At 45.0% G+C, this 23,259-nt stretch carries 19 protein-coding genes and 3 pseudogenes; 13 read left to right on the forward strand and 9 right to left on the reverse strand.

Annotated elements, in window-relative coordinates:
- The first annotated feature begins 20 nt into the window (after nt 1–20).
- The 6 genes and pseudogenes from ONZ52_RS12250 to ONZ52_RS12275 all read left to right on the forward strand — a co-directional run.
- Complete coding sequence (locus ONZ52_RS12250) at nt 21–476, forward strand: tripartite tricarboxylate transporter permease (protein WP_265218916.1); 456 nt, start codon at nt 21–23, stop codon at nt 474–476.
- A gap of 67 nt (nt 477–543) precedes the next feature.
- The gene (locus tag ONZ52_RS12255) at nt 544–1,494 is read left to right on the forward strand and encodes a tripartite tricarboxylate transporter permease (protein WP_265218917.1); all 951 of its coding nucleotides are present in this window, start codon (nt 544–546) and stop codon (nt 1,492–1,494) included.
- A gap of 132 nt (nt 1,495–1,626) precedes the next feature.
- Nucleotides 1,627–3,019, forward strand: a pseudogene (locus tag ONZ52_RS12260) (FAD-binding oxidoreductase).
- A gap of 31 nt (nt 3,020–3,050) precedes the next feature.
- Nucleotides 3,051–3,800: an electron transfer flavoprotein subunit beta/FixA family protein gene (locus ONZ52_RS12265; RefSeq protein ID WP_265218918.1), complete on the forward strand. Its 750-nt coding sequence runs from the start codon at nt 3,051–3,053 to the stop codon at nt 3,798–3,800.
- 10 nt (nt 3,801–3,810) lie between these two features.
- Nucleotides 3,811–4,742, forward strand: a pseudogene (locus ONZ52_RS12270) (electron transfer flavoprotein subunit alpha/FixB family protein).
- A gap of 41 nt (nt 4,743–4,783) precedes the next feature.
- Nucleotides 4,784–5,120: pseudogene (locus ONZ52_RS12275) on the forward strand (NAD(P)/FAD-dependent oxidoreductase); the annotation flags it as partial.
- Between the two features lie 18 nt (nt 5,121–5,138).
- Here the strand turns inward: ONZ52_RS12275 and ONZ52_RS12280 are convergent.
- Entirely contained in the window at nt 5,139–6,053 is a 915-nt protein-coding gene (locus tag ONZ52_RS12280) for a LysR substrate-binding domain-containing protein (RefSeq protein WP_265218919.1), read from the reverse strand.
- A gap of 817 nt (nt 6,054–6,870) precedes the next feature.
- Between ONZ52_RS12280 and ONZ52_RS12285 the strand changes: the two genes are divergently transcribed.
- The 7 genes from ONZ52_RS12285 to ONZ52_RS12315 all read left to right on the forward strand — a co-directional run bounded on the left by ONZ52_RS12285 (nt 6,871) and on the right by ONZ52_RS12315 (nt 11,986).
- Nucleotides 6,871–7,494, forward strand: a complete 624-nt coding sequence (locus ONZ52_RS12285) for a response regulator transcription factor (protein WP_265218920.1) — start codon at nt 6,871–6,873, stop codon at nt 7,492–7,494.
- A 6-nt stretch (nt 7,495–7,500) separates the two neighbouring features.
- Entirely contained in the window at nt 7,501–7,734 is a 234-nt protein-coding gene (locus ONZ52_RS12290; protein WP_265218921.1) for a pirin-like C-terminal cupin domain-containing protein, read from the forward strand.
- Between the two features lie 492 nt (nt 7,735–8,226).
- Nucleotides 8,227–9,831 (forward strand): glucan biosynthesis protein G, encoded by a 1,605-nt coding sequence (locus ONZ52_RS12295; protein ID WP_265218922.1) that lies wholly within the window; start codon nt 8,227–8,229, stop codon nt 9,829–9,831.
- Between the two features lie 2 nt (nt 9,832–9,833).
- Complete coding sequence (locus ONZ52_RS12300) at nt 9,834–10,376, forward strand: glycosyltransferase family protein (RefSeq protein WP_265218923.1); 543 nt, start codon at nt 9,834–9,836, stop codon at nt 10,374–10,376.
- Between the two features lie 113 nt (nt 10,377–10,489).
- On the forward strand, nt 10,490–10,873 hold the full coding sequence (locus tag ONZ52_RS12305) for a glycosyltransferase family 2 protein (RefSeq protein WP_346433238.1): 384 nt from the start codon (nt 10,490–10,492) through the stop codon (nt 10,871–10,873).
- Nucleotides 10,852–11,532 carry a glycosyltransferase family protein gene (locus tag ONZ52_RS12310; RefSeq protein ID WP_265218925.1) on the forward strand — a complete coding sequence of 227 codons (681 nt, stop codon included), beginning with the start codon at nt 10,852–10,854 and terminating at the stop codon, nt 11,530–11,532. The genes ONZ52_RS12305 and ONZ52_RS12310 overlap by 22 nt, the downstream gene beginning before the upstream one ends.
- A complete protein-coding gene (locus ONZ52_RS12315) occupies nt 11,507–11,986 on the forward strand; it encodes a hypothetical protein (RefSeq protein ID WP_265218926.1) in 480 nt (159 codons plus the stop codon). The genes ONZ52_RS12310 and ONZ52_RS12315 overlap by 26 nt, the downstream gene beginning before the upstream one ends.
- Nucleotides 11,987–12,067: 81 nt before the next feature.
- On the opposite strand, the gene ONZ52_RS12320 is transcribed toward ONZ52_RS12315, so the two are convergent.
- The 8 genes from ONZ52_RS12320 to ONZ52_RS12355 form a co-directional block, all read right to left on the reverse strand.
- Nucleotides 12,068–14,170, reverse strand: a complete 2,103-nt coding sequence (locus ONZ52_RS12320; protein WP_265218927.1) for a TonB-dependent siderophore receptor — start codon at nt 14,168–14,170, stop codon at nt 12,068–12,070.
- 105 nt (nt 14,171–14,275) lie between these two features.
- Complete coding sequence (locus ONZ52_RS12325) at nt 14,276–15,082, reverse strand: ABC transporter ATP-binding protein (RefSeq protein WP_265218928.1); 807 nt, start codon at nt 15,080–15,082, stop codon at nt 14,276–14,278.
- The gene (locus ONZ52_RS12330; protein ID WP_265218929.1) at nt 15,079–16,125 is read right to left on the reverse strand and encodes a FecCD family ABC transporter permease; all 1,047 of its coding nucleotides are present in this window, start codon (nt 16,123–16,125) and stop codon (nt 15,079–15,081) included. The genes ONZ52_RS12325 and ONZ52_RS12330 overlap by 4 nt, the downstream gene beginning before the upstream one ends.
- Entirely contained in the window at nt 16,122–17,147 is a 1,026-nt protein-coding gene (locus ONZ52_RS12335; RefSeq protein ID WP_265218930.1) for a FecCD family ABC transporter permease, read from the reverse strand. Before ONZ52_RS12335 ends, ONZ52_RS12330 begins: the two co-directional genes overlap by 4 nt.
- A complete protein-coding gene (locus ONZ52_RS12340; RefSeq protein WP_265218932.1) occupies nt 17,144–18,127 on the reverse strand; it encodes an iron-siderophore ABC transporter substrate-binding protein in 984 nt (327 codons plus the stop codon). The genes ONZ52_RS12335 and ONZ52_RS12340 overlap by 4 nt, the downstream gene beginning before the upstream one ends.
- Nucleotides 18,128–18,261: 134 nt before the next feature.
- Entirely contained in the window at nt 18,262–19,008 is a 747-nt protein-coding gene (locus ONZ52_RS12345) for a helix-turn-helix domain-containing protein (RefSeq protein WP_265218933.1), read from the reverse strand.
- A gap of 146 nt (nt 19,009–19,154) precedes the next feature.
- On the reverse strand, nt 19,155–21,605 hold the full coding sequence (locus ONZ52_RS12350; RefSeq protein WP_265218935.1) for a YbcC family protein: 2,451 nt from the start codon (nt 21,603–21,605) through the stop codon (nt 19,155–19,157).
- A gap of 37 nt (nt 21,606–21,642) precedes the next feature.
- The gene (locus ONZ52_RS12355; RefSeq protein WP_265218936.1) at nt 21,643–23,217 is read right to left on the reverse strand and encodes an NADH-quinone oxidoreductase subunit L; all 1,575 of its coding nucleotides are present in this window, start codon (nt 23,215–23,217) and stop codon (nt 21,643–21,645) included.
- Nucleotides 23,218–23,259 lie beyond the last annotated feature (42 nt).

The raw sequence follows: 23,259 nt of genomic DNA on the forward strand, positions 1-23,259 counted from the left end.
AGTATATTTAGGATTGTTTTATGGAAAATTTTTCAGAAGTTTTGTCACTCTTTTTAGTTTGGGATAACTTCATTGCAATTGCTATCGGTGTCTTTTTAGGTGTTGTAATTGGTGCTATCCCTGGGCTTACAACAACCATGGCTGTGGCGTTAGCGTTGCCTTTTACATTCTCTATGGAGCCTGTCTCAGCGATACTGCTACTAGTGGGGATATATAAAGGTGGTATGTATGGAGGGTCGATAACAGCAATATTGATCCGTACACCAGGCACACCGGCTTCAGCTTGTACGCTACTTGATGGCTATCCTATGGCGCAAAATGGCGAGGCGAAGAAAGCGCTAAAAATGTCCCTATATTCTTCAGTGATAGCCGATATTATATCTAATATTTCATTAATATTTTTTGCGGCGTATCTTGCGAAAATCGCTTTAAATTTTGGTGCTCCGGAATTTTTTGGCTTATCTGTTTTTCCCTGACCATCATCGTGTCTTTATCAGGAGCTTCTGTTCTCAAAGGCTTTTTAGCGGCTGCATTAGAGATACCATGATTTCCTTAGTAGGTTTAGACCCTGTTTATGGATCTCAAAGACTCACTTTTGATGACTACAATTTGATGGATGGGATTTCGTTCATACCCTTGCTAATTGGTCTTTTTGCTATCCCTGAAGTAATTGATTTTTACCAACGAAAAGTTGCATCAAAAATTGTTATCAATGCAAACGGTAAAGAGGTTTCTTGGAGTGAGTTCAAAAGATGTTTTAAAACGATTGTTCGAGGTAGCTTCATTGGTGTCATCATTGGTGCTATTCCAGGTAGTGGTGCGACCGCAGCAGCCTTTATTTCTTACAGTGAGGCGAGAAGAAAATCTCCAAATAGAGAAAATTTTGGTAAAGGTGAAATAGAGGGTGTTGCAGCAGCCGAAGCAGGAAACAATGGTGTAGCAGGGGCGACTATGATTCCTTTGCTTTCTCTTGGGATTCCTGGCGATGTGGTGACGGCGATTATTCTAGGGGCATTCATGATTCATGGACTGACACCTGGTCCTTTAATGTTCCAAGATAATCTCTCACTCATTTACGCGCTCTTCATAGGAATCATGGTCAGCTCCTTATTTTTATTAGTAGTTGGGCTTGGCGCTATAAAGTATTTCTCAAAAATCGCAGATGTTTCAAAGGAAATATTATTCCCAATTATTGTGATGTTTTGTGTCTATGGCGCCTATGCCGTCAATAACAACACGTTTGATATTTGGTTAATGATGGGCTTTGGTGTTCTCGGTTATATATTCAATAAAACTGGGATCGCTTCTGCTCCTTTTTTAATCGGATTCATATTAGGCCCTATGTTCGAAGATAATCTTAGGAGATCATTGTTAATTGGTAATTATGATATGTCTATTTTCTTTAGAGGGCCGATTACATGGTTCTTTATCGTGCTGACACTCGGGTCAATCTTCTTTTCTTTTAAACGATGTCTTGCTTATAGGAATAAATAGAAAGCTATTATTCTGATTTAAAGACTTAATTCAAAATTTAAAAAATATTTATTTCCTTCATTAGGCAAGGGTTAACTTTGTCTATTGATAAAGATTTTTACATTCAAACTTATTATAAGGTTGAGGGTTCATATGGATACTTTGTTGGATTTCATAGAAAAAGTGGTGGGTGCAAAAAATATCCTTCGTGGTGAGGATGTCCGTGCTCGATCTACAGATTGGATTACAAAAGAGCCGTGTTTGGCGTTAGCGCTTGTTAGACCAGCTAGTGCTGATCAGTTATCGCAAGTAATGGCTTTGTGTTACGAAGCGGATCAGCCAGTTGTGACACATGGTGGTTTGACTGGGTTGGTGCGCGGTGCTGTAGCAGCATCGAATGAGTTAGTTATCTCGCTTGAGCGTATGGCTGAAATTGAATCGGTCGATCCTGTGGGCGGCACTTTAACCGTTCAGGCTGGGGTGCCACTTCAAATCGTTCAAGAGGCTGCGGAGCAAATCGGTATGCAGTTTGCGTTGGATTTAGGGGCTCGAGGGTCTTGTACTATCGGTGGCAATATTGCGACGAATGCAGGTGGTATAAGAGTTATCCGCTACGGCATGATGCGTGATCAAGTGCTCGGCCTTGAAGTGGTTCTGGCTGACGGTTCAGTGGTCAGCTCAATGAACAATATGCTGAAGAATAACGCAGGTTATGATTTAAAACATATATTCATTGGGAGTGAGGGAACACTTGGAATAGTTACCCGTGCGGTTCTTAAATTGCAACCACAGCAGTCTGCGTCACAAACGGCCCTAGTTGCTTGCGACAGCTTTGAAAGTCTTGTTGGGTTACTGCAGCACATGAGACAAACATTAGGAGGAGAGCCTCGGCGCATTTGAAGTGATGTGGCGCAGTTATTATGCATTATTGACGAAAGAAAGCGGTCGTCATAATGCCCCTCTAGATACGGATGCGCCTTTTTATGTATTGATAGAGAGTTTGGGTAATGATCAAGCTGAGACAGCGCAACGATTTGAGCAGGCGATTACATCGGCTTTTGAAAAAGAGCTTTTAAGTGATGCCGTAGTAGCAAACTCCGATACACAACGTGATCGTCTTTGGGCTATTCGGGAGGATATCGAAGGGCTTTCTGAATTAATTGCTCCACGCTTTGTTTTTGATATTAGCTTACCGATTGTAGACATGCATACCTATGTTAATGAATTAGAAGTGTCGGTAAGAGAAATCTGGCCAGATGCCAAAGTCGTTGTATTTGGGCATTTAGGTGATGGTAATTTGCATGTCTCAATTTCGACAGGGGATTCCAATGAAGAAACGCGTATTAAAATTGAGGGTTTAGTTTATAAGCCACTGCAGGAAATAGGTGGATCTATTTCAGCAGAACATGGAATAGGATTAAAGAAAAAAGATCATCTAAGCATATCTAGAAACCATGGTGAAATAGCACTAATGATGAGGCTAAAAGAAGCGATGGACCCAAAGGGTTTATTGAATCGTGGAAAAGTTTTGCCGAACAAAAACTAAATTACTTAATAAATAATATCGAGACCTATTTATGAAAATAATTGTTAGCGTCAAGCGCGTTATTGATTACAACGTAAAAGTACGTGTGAAGTCTGATAATTCAGACGTAGATTTGAGCAATGTGAAAATGGCTCTTAATCCCTTTTGTGAAATTGCCGTTGAAGAGGCAATACGTCTAAAAGAAGCTGGTATAGCTTCTGAAATAGTGGTGGTTTCAATTGGTCCTAATGTCGTTCAGGAACAGCTACGTACTGCCATGGCGCTTGGTGCGGATCGCGCTATTCATATCGAAACTGACAGCCAACCTGAGCCACTAAATGTCGCTAAGCTGCTTGCCAAAGTGATGGAAGCTGAGGAGCCTGGGCTGGTGATCCTAGGCAAGCAATCGATAGACTCCGATAATAATCAAGTTGGCCAGATGCTTGCCGCTTTAACTCGTCGTCCTCAGGGCACTTTTGCCTCGAAAGTAACTGTTGAAGGAGACAAAGCCCTAGTTACCCGCGAAGTAGATGGTGGTCTACGTACCTTATCAATGACACTACCAGCGATTGTTACGACAGACCTTCGTCTGAATGAACCACGTTATGCCAAATTACCAGACATTATGAAAGCTAAGCGAAAGCCTCTAGAAGTGAAGACTCCAGCTGATTTTGGTGTGGAGTTCAAGCAGCATATTTCACAATTAAAAGTGGAAACACCAGCTCAGCGACAAGCAGGTACTAAGCTGGACAGTGTAGATGCGTTGATCGATAAGTTGAAAAACGAAGCCAAAGTTATTTAAGGAGAATGGGATGAGTATTTTACTGATTGCTGAACATGATAATAGCACACTCAATCCAGCGACTCTTAGTGCTGTGACGGCCGCGAGTCAGCTTGGCGGTGATATTTCAATACTGGTCGCAGGTAGCGGTTGCCAGAGTGTTGCTGATGAAGCTGCACAAGTTATGGGTATTAGTAAGGTTTTGTTGGCTGATAATGCTTGTTATGAGAAGGGGATGGCTGAAAATCTAAGTGTCTTGATTGTTGAGCTGGCGGCTGATTATAACCATATTATTGCAGCAGCGAGCAGTACCATTAAGGATACGATGCCACGCGTTGCAGCCCTACTTGACGTAGGTCAGCTCACAGAGATTGTTGCTGTGGAATCAGCAGATACATTTAAGCGCCCGATTTACGCGGGTAATGCTATTGCAACAGTGCAATCTTTAGATACGGTCAAGGTTATAACCGTTCGGGCTTCAGCTTTTGAGAAGGCTAAGGCGGAGGGTGGAAATGCAAACACTGAGGTTGTAGATGTTGTCTTCGATATAGGGGGCTTCGCGTTTCGTTAGTGAAGAGTTGGTTAAGTCAGGCCGCCCAGAGTTGACCGCAGCAAGTACAGTAATTTCCGGCGGACGGGGGCTGGGGCTCTGCTGAGAACTTTAGCTTGCTTGAAAAGGTTGCTGACAAACTAGGAGCCGCGGTCGGTGCGTCCCGTGCAGCGGTGGATGCAGATTTTGTAAGCAATGATCTGCAAGTTGGTCAGACCGGAAAAATAGTGGCGCCAGAGTTATATATTGCAGTGGGAATTTCTGGTGCGATCCAGCATTTAGCTGGAATGAAAGAATCTAAGGTGATTGTAGCTATCAATAAGGATGGAGAAGCGCCAATTTTCCAAGTGGCTGATTATGGTTTGGTAGGTGATCTGTTTGAGGTTCTACCTGAACTAGAAGCAAAGCTCTAAAACTGCCGTCAGAATTTCTAATCATACGTTTTAGAATCAATGTGGCCTACGGTGCTCGAGCTATAATTAAGGGTAGGTTTAATTTTCTACCAAGTATGATATTTCCTAGTGGCTTATTGATCGGTTGCAACGCCGGCACTCTCAATTTCAGTAAGATTAAAGGGACCCATACAGCCATGAAATCGGGCATGTTGGCTGGTGAAGCTGTGTTTGAAGCAATTGCTGAGGGGGAATGAAGGCGGCTCTGAACTGAATAGCTTCAGTGGCAAATTTAAGCCTAGTTGGGCTTATGATGAACTGTTTCGCTCTCGCAATTTTGGAGTATCGATGCATAAATTCGGACTGGCTCTCGGAGGCGCTTTTTATTTTGTTGGCCAGTACAACTGATGGGATTAATTATTGGGTCGACAGTTCTAGAAGCCACTCCCGTAAAGCCGACACAGTAGGAGATTGGTCTTGGTGAGGGGTGATGTGTAGAGAGTAATCATATTTCAGTGTATCTACTTTTGACGGACTGAAAGGCATAATTAATGATCCGTCTGTAAGCTCATCTTCAACAAGACAAGAAGGCACCAATGCAATTCCAATTCCAGCGATAGCGGCTTGGAGTACATGAGAAGTCATTTCGAATTGAGGGCCAAGACGTATATTGGTAGTTGAAAGGTCGTGGACAGAAAACCATTGGAACCAATCGTCAGGCCTTGTTGATACTTGTAAAAGCGTATGTAATCCGGCATCAGATGGTGTGTTAAAAGGCACTCTTTCATGCAATGCTGGGCTAATTACTGGAACTAGGTAGCCCTTGACTAGAGGGTAAGATGCCATTCCAGGCCAAGCTCGTCCACCACCACTTATAGCACAGTCCATTCCCTCTAATTCCATATTAAATTGGCGAACTTTTGCATGTATGTGTACTAGAATATTGGGATGTTTAACATAGAAATCGGCCAAACGCGGCATTAACCATTTTGCGGCGAAAGTTGGTAAGCAGGCGAGGTTAATTGATGTGGCCGTGGATTTATATGTGTTTAAATTTTGTGATGCATTACGTATTCGCTGAAGTCCGCTGCTCACTTCTCGCATGTACATCGCGCCAGCTTCGTTCAATTGTAACTGCTTGCCATTTCGGTGAAAGAGTTCAACTTCCAGTAAGTCTTCCAAAGATTGTATGTGCCTGCTTATAACGCTTTGTGTGAGAGAAAGCTCTTTGGCTGCTAATGTAAAGCTAAGATTTCTTGCTGCAGATTCAAAAGCTAATAGCCAAGGCATAGATGGAGTAAGTCGGCGTGGGTTTGTTGATTTATTAGTCATATATTTACTCTACAGAACTCTGTTCCATTTCCTAACGAATCTTGGGGAAGTTCAAATGTAATGGATTCCCCAGAGTTTATTAACTATTTTCTAACTCGAAAGTCCTCATTAAGCCTTTGCAAATGCGCTCTTAGCTGTTATTTGTGCACTTGTTGCATTGGTAGGTTACTCAAAGCATTAGGCTAAAAGCTTTTGGTTTTTTTTCCATAGTATCATCCAATAAAACTTTATTTTTCGGCATGAGATATCGGCTTTAGTTGTCCAATACATGAGACATCGTACCATGCTTTTGCTTTTGCCTTTGCAAGGTTAGGATGAAAGTGTTGTTTAAACGGTAAGCGCCCTTAAATCAGCATTATTGTAGCTTAACCTATTTTGTGTAAGTGCAATGAATAAGTCACACTTTTACCTTGGGAAATGAGCCATTATGACCCGTTTCCTGATACCAAAAAAGGAATGGCAGGACGGCATTAGGCAACTCGTTCAGCAGCTAGAACACGGAGCCTATTTATGAGTAAGTTTGTGGGGATACCTCAGAGTTTGATTAGAATGTTGTGAGTAATAATCTTATCACCACCTTTATGAAGACTAAGTTAGTGAAAGTCGTTACAGGGGGAATTGAGCGTGAATAGGGGCGTTTCCAGCAAATTATTTCGTGACGTGGTCTACAAAATATTACTTTTAAAGTGTTTTTTTGTAGACCTCTTATGATAGCAAAATCAGATTAATCCTATGGTTGTAATTAGAGTGATCTGCATATGCTCTCTGGTCCGTAACTGTCCATGCTGTATAAGATAAATTATCGCTGGAGTAAAACATGTTACCCATCTCTGTTGCTGTCGTGGATTATCATCCGTTTTTACGTTTGGCAGTAAAAGCTGTGCTGGAGCGGTATAACTTTGTGGTACTGGCTGAAGCGGATAACGGCATAGACGCCATTCAATTACTCAAAAACACCTCTTGCCAGCTGATGATTTTGGATTTGGATATTCCACAGATGAGTGGCTTGGAAGTGATTCGCCGCGTCAAGCAGCGTTACCCTGATACCCGTATTTTAGTGCTGACGGCTCAGGATCCATCGATGTATGCCGTGCGCTGCATTGAAGCTGGGGCCTATGGCATTATCTCTAAAGCGCAGCCGTTGGAAGAATTAGCAGAAGCAGCACGTTTGGTGCTGAAAGGCAAAAAAGTATTCCCACAATCAGAGTTCTATGGTGAACAACTGGCAGGCTCTGAGAGCGTATTATTAGCCAGTTTAAGCAACAGAGAGCTGCAAATCGTTGAGCTCTTATGTAAAGGTCATGCCAATAAAGATATTGCAGAAACGATGGCCATTAGCCATAAAACGGTAAGTACCCACAAAACCAATATTCTTGCCAAACTAAACTTAGGCTCGTCTATGGAGCTGTTTGATTTTGCCAAAAGGCATAATTTGTTATGAGACACTGTGATACCTGAGTTTGCCATGGTTATTGTGACGGCCGCTGATGACATAGTGGTTGAAGCGACAGCGGATTCACGAATCGCGCTGATCGGTGGTGAAAAAATCGGTAAACGCCTTATTGAGTGGAATTTTATCTCTAGCCGTAAAGAGCGCGTCGAGCAAGCAAAACGAGACTGGCAGGCTGGGGCCTTTCCGAAAGTCATTGATGACGAAGAGGAATTTATTCCGTTACCTTAAACGCTAAGTTTCGTTATTTTAGCAGGCTTTTGGGGTTTTCATCGCCACTTAAGGTATTGGAATCAACCCGTACAAACCTCAGTGTCACAGGATAGCCAGCGGTTATCCTGTCTCATTGAGAATCCATATCATATGGTTGAAAATGGTTGTTACTTCATCGTTTTTTTTAAGGTTTTTATAGGGCAATTTGTGGTCTAGTTGCACATGGTTCTTATCTGGGTTAAATCAATGAATTATTTCTATATTTAGTATGATGATAGCCATGTAACATTTGTATATCTTCTATTATGATAGGCGCGGCTGGCCTAGTTGAGCGACGATCGAGTAGTGTGAAACCTCTTCAAACACAATTTCTCCTTAGTTTTTATGAATTCCTCCGACTTTGCTGCCTTAATCTCACGCAAGTTTGATTATATGATAAGTGTCAAATTTATGACGTCATCCCTATGTTGGGGCTTGGTTAAGTCCAATTAAGCAACGAGAGAGCTTCTTTTGAAATTATTTACTTCTTTATCTCACATGCCTACCCATTCACTTTTTCTGATAAAATTGCCGTTGTTAACCTCGCTGTTAATCAACTTTATTGGATATGCGCAGGCGGAAGAACCCAATGTTAAGGTGGATGCTGTTCCTACGGTGGAAAACGTTCAGCCAGATCAAGAGGCAAAAGGTTATGCTTTTACTAACCAGACAGTGATTGAATTAGCCAGGACGTTGGCACAATCGCCTATGACGCCAGCGGAAAAGGCGCCTCAAGCGTTAACAACGATGGACTATCCAACCTACCAGCAAATTAACTTTCAGCAAAATCAGGCCGTGTGGGGAAATTCGCCAACCAAATTTTCCGTACAGCTATTTGCTCCAGGATTTATTTTTAAAGATCTCGTGTCTATCGATGTGGTGGAAAGCGGCCGAGCTTTTCCGTTGACCGTGTCAGCAGACTCTTTCAAAACGCCTAACCCAGAAATAAGCGCGTTGATTTCTCAGGTTGGCAAATACGCTGGATTGCGTTTGCATTACCCAATAAACAAAGCCGATGTGAGTGATGAGTTTGCTGTTTTTCAAGGCGCCAGTTATTTTCGCGCAGTTTCCAAAGAGCAGACTTATGGTTTGTCTGCCCGAGGGCTTGCGGTTGATGTGGCACAGCCTAAAGGTGAAGAGTTTCCAATGTTTAAGCACTTTTGGATTGAGCGCCCTTCATCTAGTCAAGACGCCATTGTGGTTCATGCTTTGTTAGACAGTAAAAGGATTACAGGCGCTTACCGTTTTGGTATTTATCCAGGAAAACCAACCCGTATCGATGTGAAAGCAACGTTGTTTCCAAGGGCTGATCTGAAAAATGTGGGTATTGCCCCGTTGACGTCCATGTTTATGCATAATAGTTCTCTTGATGTATCGGACGTGCCGGATTACCGTCCCGCGGTGCATGACTCGGATGGACTTCAGATTCTAACAGGCAATGACGAAATGATTTGGCGTCCATTAAACAACCCCAATTCATTACAGGTGAGCGCTTTTAGTGATACCTCTCCAAAAGGGTTTGGTTTAATTCAGCGGAAGCGTAAATTTGAAGATTATCAGGACTTAGAAGCCAATTATCACACGCGGCCTTCTGCTTGGATTAAGCCAACGAATGATTGGGGTGAGGGCCATGTTGAACTGGTGGAAATACCATCAAAGTCAGAGACCAACGACAATATTGTTGCTTATTGGCAGCCCAAAGACGGCCTTAAAAAAGATCAATCTTATACTTATCAGTATTTGATAACCTGGTCTAATGATACGCCCGTATCCTTGGAGTCTCCTCGTGTTGTTCGTAGCGCTAAGGGCGTGAAACTGTTTAAGACTAACCCAGAGGTGGTGATCGATTTTAATAAAATGCCGGATGTAAATGTCAATGATTTAAGCGTTGATGCCAGCATCAGTAATGGGGAAATACTCGAGACTATCGTGGTGAAAAATCCTCATAAAAACGGTGTGCGTGTTTACCTCTCTTTTGACCCACAAGACGCCGACTTGGCAGAGTTACGGGTTCAACTTAAACAGGGAGATACTGCCGTTGCTCCTACTTGGCTATATCGTTGGATTAAGGAATAACCATGTTATTAAAGGATAGTGCTACTCAGTTCGCATTGCCGCAAACGTCCCCTTTGAATATGCCGCGTCATGCGGTTAATGAAGCGTCTCAACCGCGTAAGAAGAGGCAACAAAACTTTGCACTAACGACGTTTTTTGCACGTTTGTTTGTTCTATTTGGTACCGCTGGTTTGTCTTGGTACGGCGCGACAGAAATGTACAGCGTACTGAATACCAATGCCATTGCGGGTTTGCAGTGGGCATTTTTGGTTTTATTCTGTATCAATTTTACTTGGATCTCTTTTGCCTTTTCGCAAGCAACACTGGGTTTATTGTTTCAGTTATGGCCATTTTCACGTCGCCGCAAAGAGCAAGATGTTGAGGGTGTAACAGCGATTTTGTTGCCTGTCTATAACGAAGATCCGTTGCGTATTCGCGCGAATATCCAAGCCATGCGCGAAGATTTGTTGGCGCGTGCGCCGGCAAATTTGCTTTTTTCATTCTCAGCGATACTAATAAAGCCGATGCTTGGATTGCTGAGGAGCAGGCTTTTTATCCACTGTTAAATGATGACGCTCAAGCGTGCCCAATTTATTATCGCCGCCGTTATAAAAACGCTGAACGTAAGGCGGGTAATATTGCTGAGTGGGTCACCGGTTATGGTGGCGATTATGAGTGCATGATTGTGTTAGACGCCGATAGTTTGATGGGTGCAGATTGCTTGGTTTCTCTCACTCGTCGGATGGCGGCTGAGCCAGGTTTAGGGTTGATTCAAACCTTGCCGACGATTATTCGTGCTAATACTTTGTACAGCCGTATTCAGCAATTTGCTAACCATTGCTTTGGCCCTATATACGCTTCTGGCTTAGCCGCATGGCATGGTTATTCTTCGAACTTCTGGGGGCATAACGCTATTATTCGGACTAAGGCCTTTGCTGATGCCTGTGGTTTACCTATGCTAGAAGGGAAAGCGCCTTTTGGTGGTCATGTCATGAGTCATGACTTTATGGAAGCCGCGTTATTGCGTCGAGCAGGTTGGGGGTGCGTTTTGATACCGATTTAAAAGCCTCTTATGAAGAGGCACCTCCATCGTTGGTGGACGTGATTGTTCGTGATCGTCGTTGGTGCCAAGGTAACTTGCAGCATAAGGCGTTTGTGTTTGCCAAAGGTTTTCATTTTGCGACTCGCTTGCATTTGATGTCTGGCATTATGTCGTATCTCAGTGCTGTGTTTTGGTTGATGTTGATCGTCGTGGGTTTTGCTTTGGCGGTTCAGGCCTATTTTGTGCGTCCTGAATATTTTGCCAATCCATCGCTGTTTCCAACCTGGCCAGTGTTTGATTTTGAAAAGGCGCGTTCGTTGTTTATCGTGTCGATGGCTCTGGTATTAGCGCCAAAAGTTTATGGGTGGTTGGCGGCGATGCTGAACATTCGTCGCTGTATGCAATTTGGTGGGCCGATCTTACTGACGTTAAGCACTTTAGTGGAGACAGTGTTGTCGGCCTTGTATGCACCGATTTTAATGCTGTCCCAATTTCAAGTGGTCTATGATGTGTTTAAAGGGCGCGATAGTGGTTGGAAGCCTCAATCTCGTGACGACGGCGCTACCTCTTGGAAGGTGGCAGCTCGTGCTCATTGTAGTCACACAGTCTTGGGGGTCGTGTTAGCGTCAGGAGCCTCTGTTCTTAAGTCGAGAGTTGTTTTATTGGTCGTTGCCAATTAGCTTTGGTTTGATTCTGTCTATTCCATTGTCTTGGTTGAGTGGTGGTGCTAAACGTGGCAATGTGATTCGCTACTTGGGATTGATGCGTGCTCCTGAAGAGAAAAGACCTCATGCGATCGTTGCGATGCAGCATAAGCATAGTGTTGAGCAAAAATCTTTACAGTTTGATGCTTCTCTGTCATCCCTTAAACGTTTAGTGTCCGATTCCAAACTTTTCTATTGGCACCTAGCGCAGATGCGAAAAGATCAGCCTAATAAAGAGTTTTGTCGTGCATGGATTTGTGCTGAGTGGCAAATTCTTAACAGTGACAATATTCAAAACTTGCTTGATCATCTCAATGAAAAAGAATGTCTGGCGATTTTGGAACACCGTGAATTGATGAGTATCATGCAGAAGTATCTGCCTAAAAACGAGCGTGTTAGTGAACCTGGTGAAGCCTTGATGGGGGCTTAGTTAGACGCTTGCTTTGAGCAGATATTGAGCCAGAATCATCGTGATTCTGGCTCAATGGGGTATGTTGAGACGAGTTTTTACTTACCAGCTATGGTCCAGCTTCAGGCTGATATTGCGACCAGGGTTGTAATAGTTTGCGGTCCCTGAACCAACAACATACTGTTTGTCTAGAAGGTTGCTGATGTTCAGTGACAGCGTAGTCTGTTGTGTTAAGTCATAGCCGTAGGACGCATCAAAAAGAACCACCGCCTCGCTTTTTGCCGTGTTAGCGGCGTCAAAGTAATAAGAACCGAGATAACGGGCACCCAGTCCAACCGTCATGTCTTGTCTTGGTAGCGTATAGTGGCTCCATAACGACGCGGTATGAGTGGGCGCTGCAACAAAGTCATTCCCTTCGTAGTTGTCGTCTTCTACGACTTTTGAATCCATATAGGAATAGCCGCCAGTGATGCTTAGGCTGTCTGTTAATTCGGCTTTTACTTCCAAATCAACCCCTTTAGTGCGGTTTTCGCCAATAATTTCTCGTTCGATAGAGCCATTAGTTTGTACTATCGCAACGTCGACATTGTTTTTCGTTAGGTCATACACAGCGACAGAGAAGATGGCGTTCATATTGTTTGGTGAATATTTTGCACCCACTTCCAGTTGTTCGCCACGCACAATTTCTGTCCCAGAAGACGGTGGGGAAACCGATTCAACTTGGCTGATATAGGCTGAAACTTCGTCGTTAAATTTGTACGTGAAGGCCGAACGGAAGGAGTTTTCTGAAAAATCGTTACGCGTGGTTGTATTGGTTAGATAATTGACTTCAGTCAATTCTATATCATCATTACGAGCGCCTAGAGTCACAATGTATTTATCGTCGAATGAGAAATTTTGCTGTAAAAAAGCTGCTCTTGTTAGAGAGTCTGTTTTCTTATTACTATAAATATTAAGACTACTTGGAGCGCCACTATAAACAACATTATTGATATTAATGCTGGATGTTGAGCCGTAAGCGCTGGCCGCTGTAGAAGAGGCGTTTTGATATTCGACGCCAACTAATGTGCTGCTATCAAAGCGATTAAAGCTGGCATCGTACTGCCCAACAATATTACCTACAAATTGCTCAGCGTTCGTTTTACTAGCAAAGTAATAACGGTTTACATCTGTTCCTGTACGATTGGCGTTGTCTGAAAGGTAGACATAGCCAAAGTCGTCCGTTGCGTCACTGTATCTTAGGTTGCCTCGAAGCTTGAAGCCATTATTGAGGTCATGACTGACTTGGGCTGTGATATTGGTCCGTTCGACATCATGGTTGTTATAGTCAGGTTCGCCAAAGAAATCACTACGATCGTATTCTTTGTCGAGTGGATAGCCACCGCTATTGGGGGTGGAATCTGTTTTCAGATAATCGACAATGAGTGTGGCGCTGGTGTCATCAGTAGGCTCCCATGTGAGACCTCCCATCAAAAGTTGTGAGTCATCTTTTGAATAATCGTATTCGCGATCACTGTCTTTGATTTTGCTGGTAAAGCGGTAGGCGAGAGTTTTGTCTTCATCCAGTGTATCGCCAGTGTCAACACCGACTTCTTTGTGGTCATTGGAACCATAAGTCACATAAGCATTGCCAAACTCTTCAAATTTAGGGCGTTTGCTGACAAAGTTAATGGAACCGCCAGGCTCAGCGGGACCGAACAGAGTGGAGTTTGCGCCGCGAATGACTTCGACACGCTCAAAGGCGTAAGCGTCTTCTCGTACACCGCGCATTGATCCAAGTGTCAATCCATCACGGTAGGTTGTGGCATCAAAGCCACGAATTTTAAAATAATCATTACGGTCATCTGTGCCGTAGTAATCGGTTATTAAGCCAGGCGAATATTGAAGGACTTCTTCTGTGGTGCTGGCGTTGCGTTCGGTGATTTCTTTTTCAGTAATGACGGAAACAGAAGCCGGTGTATCTTGAATACTGGTGGCCACTTTGCCACCTACCCACAATTCTTTGGCGACCACTGATTCGGCATCATTGTCTACTTCTACGTAATCATTGACGAGAATAGGGGAAAGACGAAAGGTTTCGCTTTCTTTTGTCTCTTCTGTTTCTGCATTTGCCATGATAGGTGTCATGATTGAGCAGCAGAAAAGGGCCGTAGTGGCGTAGTGGTGTGGTTTTAAGGTTGACGAAAGAGTGCTTTTTTTCTTCATTTTGGGTTCCTCTAATGAATTATCGCATGAATCTATTTAAAAACGCTGTTGTTAATGATTATTAATAAAAAATTTGATTAAACTGTTCCAATGGCCTTAAGCTTATTAAGGTGTGCTTCTTTTGTGACGTCCAATTGGTAACACCATGGGCGTCTCTGATATTGGGTCCGTTATTACTTGGTTGTTTAAGCCAAACACTGTATGAATTGTCGCTTCAGTGATGACCTCTGTTGCCGTGCCATAGGTAAAGACGCGCCCTTGTTGCATGGCAATAAGCTGGTCTGAATATCGGGCCGCGAGGTTGAGATCATGTAAGACCAGAACAATGGTCGTGCCTCGACTTTTGTTTAAATCAACGAGCAGGTCTAATACCTCAATCTGATGCGCCACATCTAAAAATGTCGTGGGTTCATCAAGCAGTAAAATCTCGGTTTCTTGTGCCAACGCCATGGCGATCCATACGCGTTGTCTTTGTCCGCCAGAGAGTTCATCAACATCTTTCTCCAGTAGCTCCGTGGTTTGGGTGGTTTCGAGCGCCTTGGCGACGGCTTCATCATCCGCTTTACTCCAGCGCGACATGAGTCTCTGATGTGGATAGCGTCCTCGGCTTACCAGATCGCCCACCGTAATGCCTTCAGGCGCGGTAGGCGATTGTGGCAACAGACCAAGTGTCTGTGCCAATTGTCGCGTTGGGCTTTTGTGTATGGATTTTCCGTCTAGTAATACCTGACCTTTGCTGGGCGTCAGTAAGCGTGACATGGTGCGCAGCAAAGTGGATTTTCCACAGGCGTTGGCACCGATGATCGAGGTGATTTGGCTTGGGGCAATCTTTAGCGTTATATCTTCTAGAATGGTTTTATCACCGTAACCTGCTGACAGCGAGTCCACAACCAGTTGATGTTTTTGTGTCATAGCGCGTTTCCTTTTTGATTCACGCGAATAATCAGATAAATAAGATAGGGCGCGCCTAAAGCTCCGGTAATGACGCCAACGGGATAACGACTTGGCAGAAGAAACTGTCCAATATAGTCGCCCACCATAACGAGGCAGGCGCCAACCAGACCGGCTGGAATAATCAGAGAACCATTATTTTTGATGAGGCGCATGGCAATAGGTCCGGACAAAAAGGCGACAAAAGCAATTGGTCCGGTGATGGCAACACTGACGGCGATGAGTCCAACGGCGGCGACCATGACGGTTATACGTGTCATGCCAGTGCGTACCCCAAGCGCTTGGGCGGTATCATCGCCCATTCGCAAAGCGTCGATCTCCCGTGCGCGGCTCAATAGCAGTCCCCCAAAAATGCATAAAGAAACCAGTAATGGATAAGCTTGATCCAATTGCGCTGAATTGACGCTGCCTGTTAACCAGCGCATGGCTTCTTGTCTATCCCAGGATTGAGCTTGGGAGAGCAAATACACAATAACGCTTTCAATCATAGCGGAGACACCGATACCGACCAAAATAAGTCGTGTTCCTGTGACGCCACCATGGCGGAATGCTAAAACGTATACAACAAGCGCGATTAATAGACCGCTGATAATGGAGAAAAAAGCCACGCTGCTGCCGCTCATATTGAGCATAATAATGGCAAAAACAGCCGCCGCAGAAGCGCCAGAGCTGACTCCGATAATATCTGGGCTAGCAAGCGGGTTTCTCAGCATAATTTGAAACGCGACGCCAGCCATGCCAAAACTCATGCCAACCAGCATGGAAATGACGGCACGCGGTAAGCGAAGGTGGCCAACGGTAAAAGAGGCACCCGGTACCGTTTCTCCTAGTAGTACCCGCAAAACCTCACTTGGTGGCGTAACGGATTGACCAATACTTAGCGTGATCGTAAAAACTGTCATGGCCAAAACACATAGGATGGTAACAATGCTGGTCCACTGTTTTGATCGTCGTTGGCGTCCTGTTCTGACTCGATTAACGGTGTGGTCTAGGTGATTTGTCATAGTTCTTTCACCCGTTGGCGTCGCACAATCCAGATGAAAAAGGGTGCGCCAACAAAGGCGGTCACCACACCAACCGATAATTCACTGGGTCTGGATATAATGCGGCCAAGGACATCGGCGATTAATAATAAGCTGGCTCCGCCCAACGCGGAAAACACCAACAACCAACGATTATCAACGCCTACCAAGAGTCTACATAAGTGGGGAATAACCAAGCCAACAAAGCCTATAGGCCCGCAGATAGCGGTGGTTGCACCACACAGTATAACCGCGGACAACCACGCCATAGATCGAGTCAAGACTACTTTTTCTCCCAAGCCTGCAGCGATATCTTCACCTAGTGCTAAGACATTGAGTTTTCTTGCCACAATGACACTCATGAAATAGCCCACGAACAGAAATGGCAGTATGAGCTGTATGCTGTCAAACGTGGCACCGCCAACACCACCGATTTGCCATGATTGTGCGCCACCTGCGATGTCATTTCTGGGTAAAATCACCGCCATGGTAAAAGATGACAGAGCGACAGAAGTGGCGGCTCCCGCCAGTGCATACTTCAGTGGTGTCGATTTTCCTCGGCCTAAGGAACTGATGAGATAAACAAAGAGTGCGGTGCTTCCAGCGCCTAGAATGGCCAGCCAGATATAGCTGTTGAGTTGATCGATACCGAACCATGCAAGCCCGATGACCACAAAAAATGCGGCCCCTATATTGACGCCCAAAATACCTGGGTCAGCCAAAGGATTACGGGTAACGCTTTGCATAATCGCACCTGATAAGCCTAAAGCGCTGCCAGCTAATACGGCTAACACAGTACGAGGAATACGCATGGTCACCGAGGCTTCCCCCATGGTGTCCATCTTACCTTGCAGAATTCCAACTATCTCTTGCCAAGACACGTCTCTGGTGCCAATGGCAATCGAAAGAAAACATAAGGCAGCTAATACGGCTGCAGCGACAACCAGAGCAAAGAGGTTTTGTCGGAATAGCGCGTCTGAGTTGATAGTAGGGTATTTATTCATTGTGATTTTCGTGCGGCTGCCGCGAGCGCTTTTAGGTAATCATTGAGCACCCAAGATATCGATAAGGGGGTTGGGTTAGCGGCGGTCGCCAGCGGACTGTTGCCAAGCATAACAATGGCGCCGTTTTTAATGGCGCGCATTTTTGACATGAGTGGATTTGCGTTCAGCGGTGTTAGTAGATTGTCATTGCCGTAGGTGACAAAAATATCAACATCATTAAATTCGTCTATTTGTTCAATGCTGCTTTCACCAGAATATTGCCCATTGCGGCTAATTTTTTTGACACTATCAGGAGAGTGCAGACCTAGATCATCAAAAAAGCTAACGCGTGCGTCATGGGTGCTGTAAAAGCGTATGACGCTTAAATCGGTGGGATCAAGGTGGGTGATAAACATGGCGGATTTATTATGAAGTTCTGGATAGCGCGCCACTTGTTCGGCAATGTCTTTTTCAATCTTCTTGATCAGTGCGTCGCCTTCTTTTTTCATTCCTAGACCAGCGCTGTTAATACGAATCATACTGCGCCAGTTTGTTGACCAAGGCGCATCTTGAAAAGCAACGACAGGCGCTATCATGCTGAGGGTGTCGTAGTCTGATTGGCTTAGGCCAGAGTAGGCCGCAAGAATCACGTCTGGCTGTGTGGCGGCGACCGCTTCAAAATCGATCCCGTCTCCCTCATCAAATAAGACCGGTGTTTTGGCGTTTAACTCTCTCAGTCTCGCGGCGACCCAAGGCAACACGCCATCACCGTCATCGTCGCCAAACTTGGCCGCAGCAAAACCAACGGGCACGATTCCTAACGCCAATGGCACTTCATGGTTTGCCCAAGCGACAGTAGCAACACGTTTAGGTTGTTGTTTAATAATCGATGTGCCAAAAGCATGCTGAATGGTGATGGGAAACTGAGACTCTTCTTGCGCTAAAGAGACACTAGAAAAGATAAAGGTAATGGTAATAATGATAATCGATACTAAATTCATTTTTTCACCAAACATTCAATAGGTTCATTATTGGGTGCAATGGGATGTATTTGATTGTAAAACAAGGCTTTGATGTCGCGACAACGGGAGCGTTAGAAGCTAATCATTTTATGCAGCGATCAATGATAGAGGGATTATTTAGAGGATAATTGTACAAATCGGTCGTTTTTGTCTTGGGCTATTTGCTTAGGCGTGAGGCTAGAGTATTTTTTGACTAGCTTAATAAAATGCGATTGGTCGTTGAAGCCATTTTCAGGAAACAGCTGACCCACTTCTAAAAATTCGAAACTGCTACGAAACCGCAAAATATCACAGTAGCTCTTCAGCGGCAGACCAAGCCATTTATTGAAATAGCGATTCATTTGACGACTACTCCAATTTGCCGCCGCGGCGATATCGGTTACTGATATGTCGCCCTTAGATTGATAAATTAATTCAGACATGATTTTTTTGCGCGGGTCCATTGGTGTTGTCATCTGCGCTGTAAAATATTGGCTTAGTTTGTCACAAAAAAGAGGGAACTCTAGTAGATCATTGATTTCTATGCCCGCAAAACCGTTTGCTAGAGTAACGCGATCATTGATTATGTCCGCTACCGGCCTATGCAACAAATATTCTGCGGCGAGAAGTTTTAGTCGAACCCCAAAGAGGACGGAGTTGGCTGGCATGTACCCTTTTTGCGAATGGGTTTCCAGCCCTACCAAAGAAACATGGAGCGGATACTGCTCGCTGTGAAAAAAGTATAAATCGATCCCCCCGTCAGGAAAGGTGACAAGCTCCTCGTCCTTATTCGTTGGATTTTTGATCATCCAGTAGCTTTCGATAAAGGGCGATAACTCATCATTTGGCGCCAACGACGCAAGTTTAATCGTCGATTTCATTGTTCAACTTTCACTGCTTAAACCACACCATGGATGATAAATTGTTAGCACAATAGAGTAACTAACAAACGGTCATATCTCTACAGTAAAAGCATTTTTATTGCGATTTTCTGAACGCGACGTCATTTCTATAAAATGGTGTCACGTTATACCTGCATCTCCCATGTTTGTTGGTAAAAGCGTTCAATTGTGCCTTTTTCATCCCAGCGTAGTAGGTAGAGCCATTCGTTGTCGATCAAATAACGCACGTTATCGTGTTTTGCGGTGACCTGTTCGATGGCCTCTCTTGGCGCGGCGATATACACAGTCAGTCGTTGTGGCTGGTGCATCCATTTTTCGCCATTGTGTAAAGATTGCAATGAAAGGCCAATGCGCAGGTCGCCACCATTGCCTTCAAATACGCCTATGTTTCCTCCAACGGCATTGTGTAATACCTTGTTGCCGCTGCCGTATTTTAAGGGATCAGTGACAGAAGCGTTGTATTGCATATTAATCCAATTGGTGACGATCATCGGGGCCGTCATGATGAGTTCGAGCACGTTAAACCCTGTATCGTTTTGCCATTGGTAATCGTGAAGAAAGCTGCGACCTTGTAGGTCTACTTGGCGAGTCCAGTTTCTTGGTGCAACAATAAACGCAGCGTTATTGGCTAATCCCCATTCGGGGCGTACTTGCGACCAGTCTTGGCTGCGTTTTAGATACGCTTTATTGAGTTTGTCATCATTAGCGTTGAGTAGCGTTGGATCTATTTGTAAGATGCGTTCTCGTTGGGCTTTTTTGGTGGCCGCGTTGAGCCAGTGACACACGTTTTCCTCTACATTATCATCAAAGCAGCTTATGTGATCTGTGGTGGTGTTGTGTAGCGCCGCAACAAATCGGCTGCTGTCTGGGATGTCAACACCAGATGTTCGTAGCTCCGCTCGAACCGCTTGGTCGTTGAGTAGTTGAGCGAGCACTCGTACATTAATTTCCCCCGTCTGTCCGCCACAGGCACCGCAATCTAGCCCAGCCGCATGGAGATTATTCGTCGAGTGGCTACCGTGTCCAACCAATAAAATAGTCTTCGCAAAATGCGTTAAGCCCATGGCGTGCAAGATGCCTTTTGCCAAGCCCGCTTTTTCTTCTAAGGTTAAGAGTTTGTCTTCTTTTGTCAGTGTCCATTTGTGATGATGACTGAGACGGTTCAGTGGATTTTCTCCACTGCTGGAGAAAAACGACTTTTTCAGCATTTTGAACGCGTACAGCCAACCCATGGATTCCACCATGGAGAAGGTGGACGGTGCCGCTTGCGACCAGCCGTGCCAACGAGCGCGTTTATTGAGTCCAACCGCCGTCTTTATGACGGATGAAGAGTTGAACGACTGGTTGTCTGATGCGATGGCTTCGGTGGCGCGAATCGCCGGTTTTAACAGCCCTGGTAATTGTGGGCGAGAGAGGGCGCTTGCTTGGGGTTGGTATTCCAATGGCAGGCCAAAAAATCCCGCGAATCCTAGCGTTTGAATATGATCACTTTGCGCCTCCAACGCACGACGCATGACTTCAGAACGCACATCAATACAAAACGCCGCTTGAAGTATGGGTGTTTGAACGGCAGGCTGCGGTTTTGCTGTCAGTAAAGTGTGATTGAGCCGTTGTTGATAGCTTATTTCCGCGGCTTTGGCCCACACCCATAACAGACGTTGTGCGTTTTGTTGTTGGCGAATTAGGTCAGGCAGCTGATGCTTTTCTCGTGTCCATAGAACTTTTAACAGTTCGGCGGTATCTGGATCTTTTGCCTGATAGTAACGCCAGATGACCAGCTCCCACGCCATACGAATGGCTAAGAGCGCCAACATGTCGTCATGTGGCTGATCATAAAGTTCACCTTGCCAACGCAAGTAAGCCACCCACGACCCCCAACCATTAATATCGAGCAATAATGCATGGGCATAATGGCTGAGTAGATCGTCACTGAGTGTTAAGGTCTCTATGGCTTGGGCGATGACTTGCTCAGGTGTGTCGGGCAGTTGTTGAAACAAGGCCTGTAACCCTGGCTCGTCTAAGATAATACTGAGGCCTTTGTCCCGACGAGTAACATCTAGCCAGTGTTGATATAGGTCGGGCTGATGGGCGGTGTCCTGACGTCCTAGAATAGGACGTAACTGTTGATAATGCGCTGCGCAAAACTGGCTAATTTGATGCGTGATTTCATCGCGCCAAGCCATTTTGTGCGGATCGCGTTGATTGTCTAACAAGTCTGAAATGTTGTGCCAGTTTGCGGTGGCTGTGTCTTCTTGTAAAAAGGCGACCAGTGCTTCTTCTTTTAAAGGCGTACCTTGTGCCTGTGCCGCCTGTATTAAGGCACTGGATGAAATTTCACCGGATTGATAACCCTGCAAATAATAGGATGATGGCATCAATAATTGCGCACCGCCTAGCGTGCTTAGTATTGCACTGACGCGCTCAATTGGCTGATGACGCATTGGCCAAAAAGGGTTCACGGCAATCATCTGATCCAATGGCCAAGTTGGCGCAATATGTTGTCCAGCTGACTGTAATATCGCCATTTGTTTCTCTGTTAACATCGAGCTTTGAGTGGCGCTGATGGCAGCATTCATCTGGTAATTCCTTCTTAGAAACGTTTGTATGACGTGTTTACTTAATGGACGTTTGTTGTGTTAAGGTTTTGCTGTTAACGCGCGTGGGTAAACGCAATGGCCACACTTTTAATGTCAGGCGAGTTAACCATTCATCAAGGTACAAACCCGCAAACAGCGCCATCGATAAATGTTGCACTGACGGTCGTTGTGCTTGATAACGCAGCAACCAACTCAAGATAAATAAACTGATAAATAGCCCCATAACCCAGAAATCAGCCAAGCTTAACGCAGGCATACGCAACATTGAGTTGATTGGCAATACAAGGCCAAAGAAGGCTTTCATGGTGCTGTAAATGGTCAACAGTATTAGGGTTAAGCCGATAGCAGACATTAGGCTGGCTTTGCGTTGCTGGCTATGACGTTGGGCGATTAACATGGTCAACGCTAACCCAAATAATACCCAAGCACTCCAAACGCCTTGGTAATGAATCACGTACGCCGCACCAGCTACAAGACAAGCTGAGAGCATGGCCGCGACTAACCAATCCCCAGCGGATGGGGCTTTTGCCGGAGCAAGACGACGCTGAAGGTCGTCATGGATGGCATTACCTGAGTTTAAGAAAGCGTGCGCTTTGTAAACTGAGTGAGTCAGCAAATGCAGTAGGGCCAGTTCAAACAATCCTAGTGCGCATTCCAATAACATTAAGCCCATTTGTGCACTGGTCGACCATGCCAAACGCACTTTTAAGCTGATTCTGGTGGTCATAATAAGGGCGCTGATGACTGTTGTTAGTCCCGCGACAATGAGCACTAACCACTGCGCCGTGGCGACTTGGAGTAGTAAAGTACCAAAGAGTATTAATAAGAAGCCGCCTAGGTTAATCACACCTGCGTGTAATAACGCGCTTACCGGCGTAGGCGCTTCAACCACCTGGATTAACCAACCGTGGACAGGCAGTTGCGCACACTTAATTAGTGCCACGATGGCGATTAAGACAGCGGCGACGTGTTCATTCGTGCTTAGCGACAGAGCGGTATTACTTGCTTGGAGGTTAAAAGTGTCCACCAATTCATGGATGAAAAAGGTGTTGTGGGCTTGATATAGACAAATAAAAGCGACCAATAAACACAATTCAGCTGTTCGAGCTAATAAGAACTTTTTATGTGCCGCCAGCGCGGCCCGTGGGCGTTCTGGATAAAAGGTGAGCAGCTTGTGCAGCGCCAGACTGATGCACACCCAACCCAACCAGAAGAGTATTAAATGGTTACTCATCACCACCAAAGAAACCGCAGCTAACGTGAGCAATAACCAGCGCCAATACACGTTTAATCTTGGTTCCGTCGCCATGTAGTTGCGTGAAAAGGTCATTAATATGGTGCCCATAAAGAGCACCAGCGCCAGCATAATCAGGCTAAGGTTTGAAGTACTAAGGTATTGCTGGGTTGGCAGGGGTGATGGCAATAGCCAATGGGCCAGTACACCAGCCGCAAAAAGCCCTATGATAAGAATATTCAAAAAAATAAGACGACGACCTTGGCTTTGGGTTGGTTTGCGACCGACTAACCAGCCTGCCAATACCAAGCTGATGGGTATACAGATGAAAAAAATGGAAGATAACAACGTGCTCATAGCTGGCCCCTTAATTAACTGGTGGCAAGTATGTCAGAACTG

The sequence above is a fragment of the Marinomonas rhodophyticola genome, from assembly GCF_026113935.1.
GTDB lineage: Bacteria > Pseudomonadota > Gammaproteobacteria > Pseudomonadales > Marinomonadaceae > Marinomonas > Marinomonas rhodophyticola.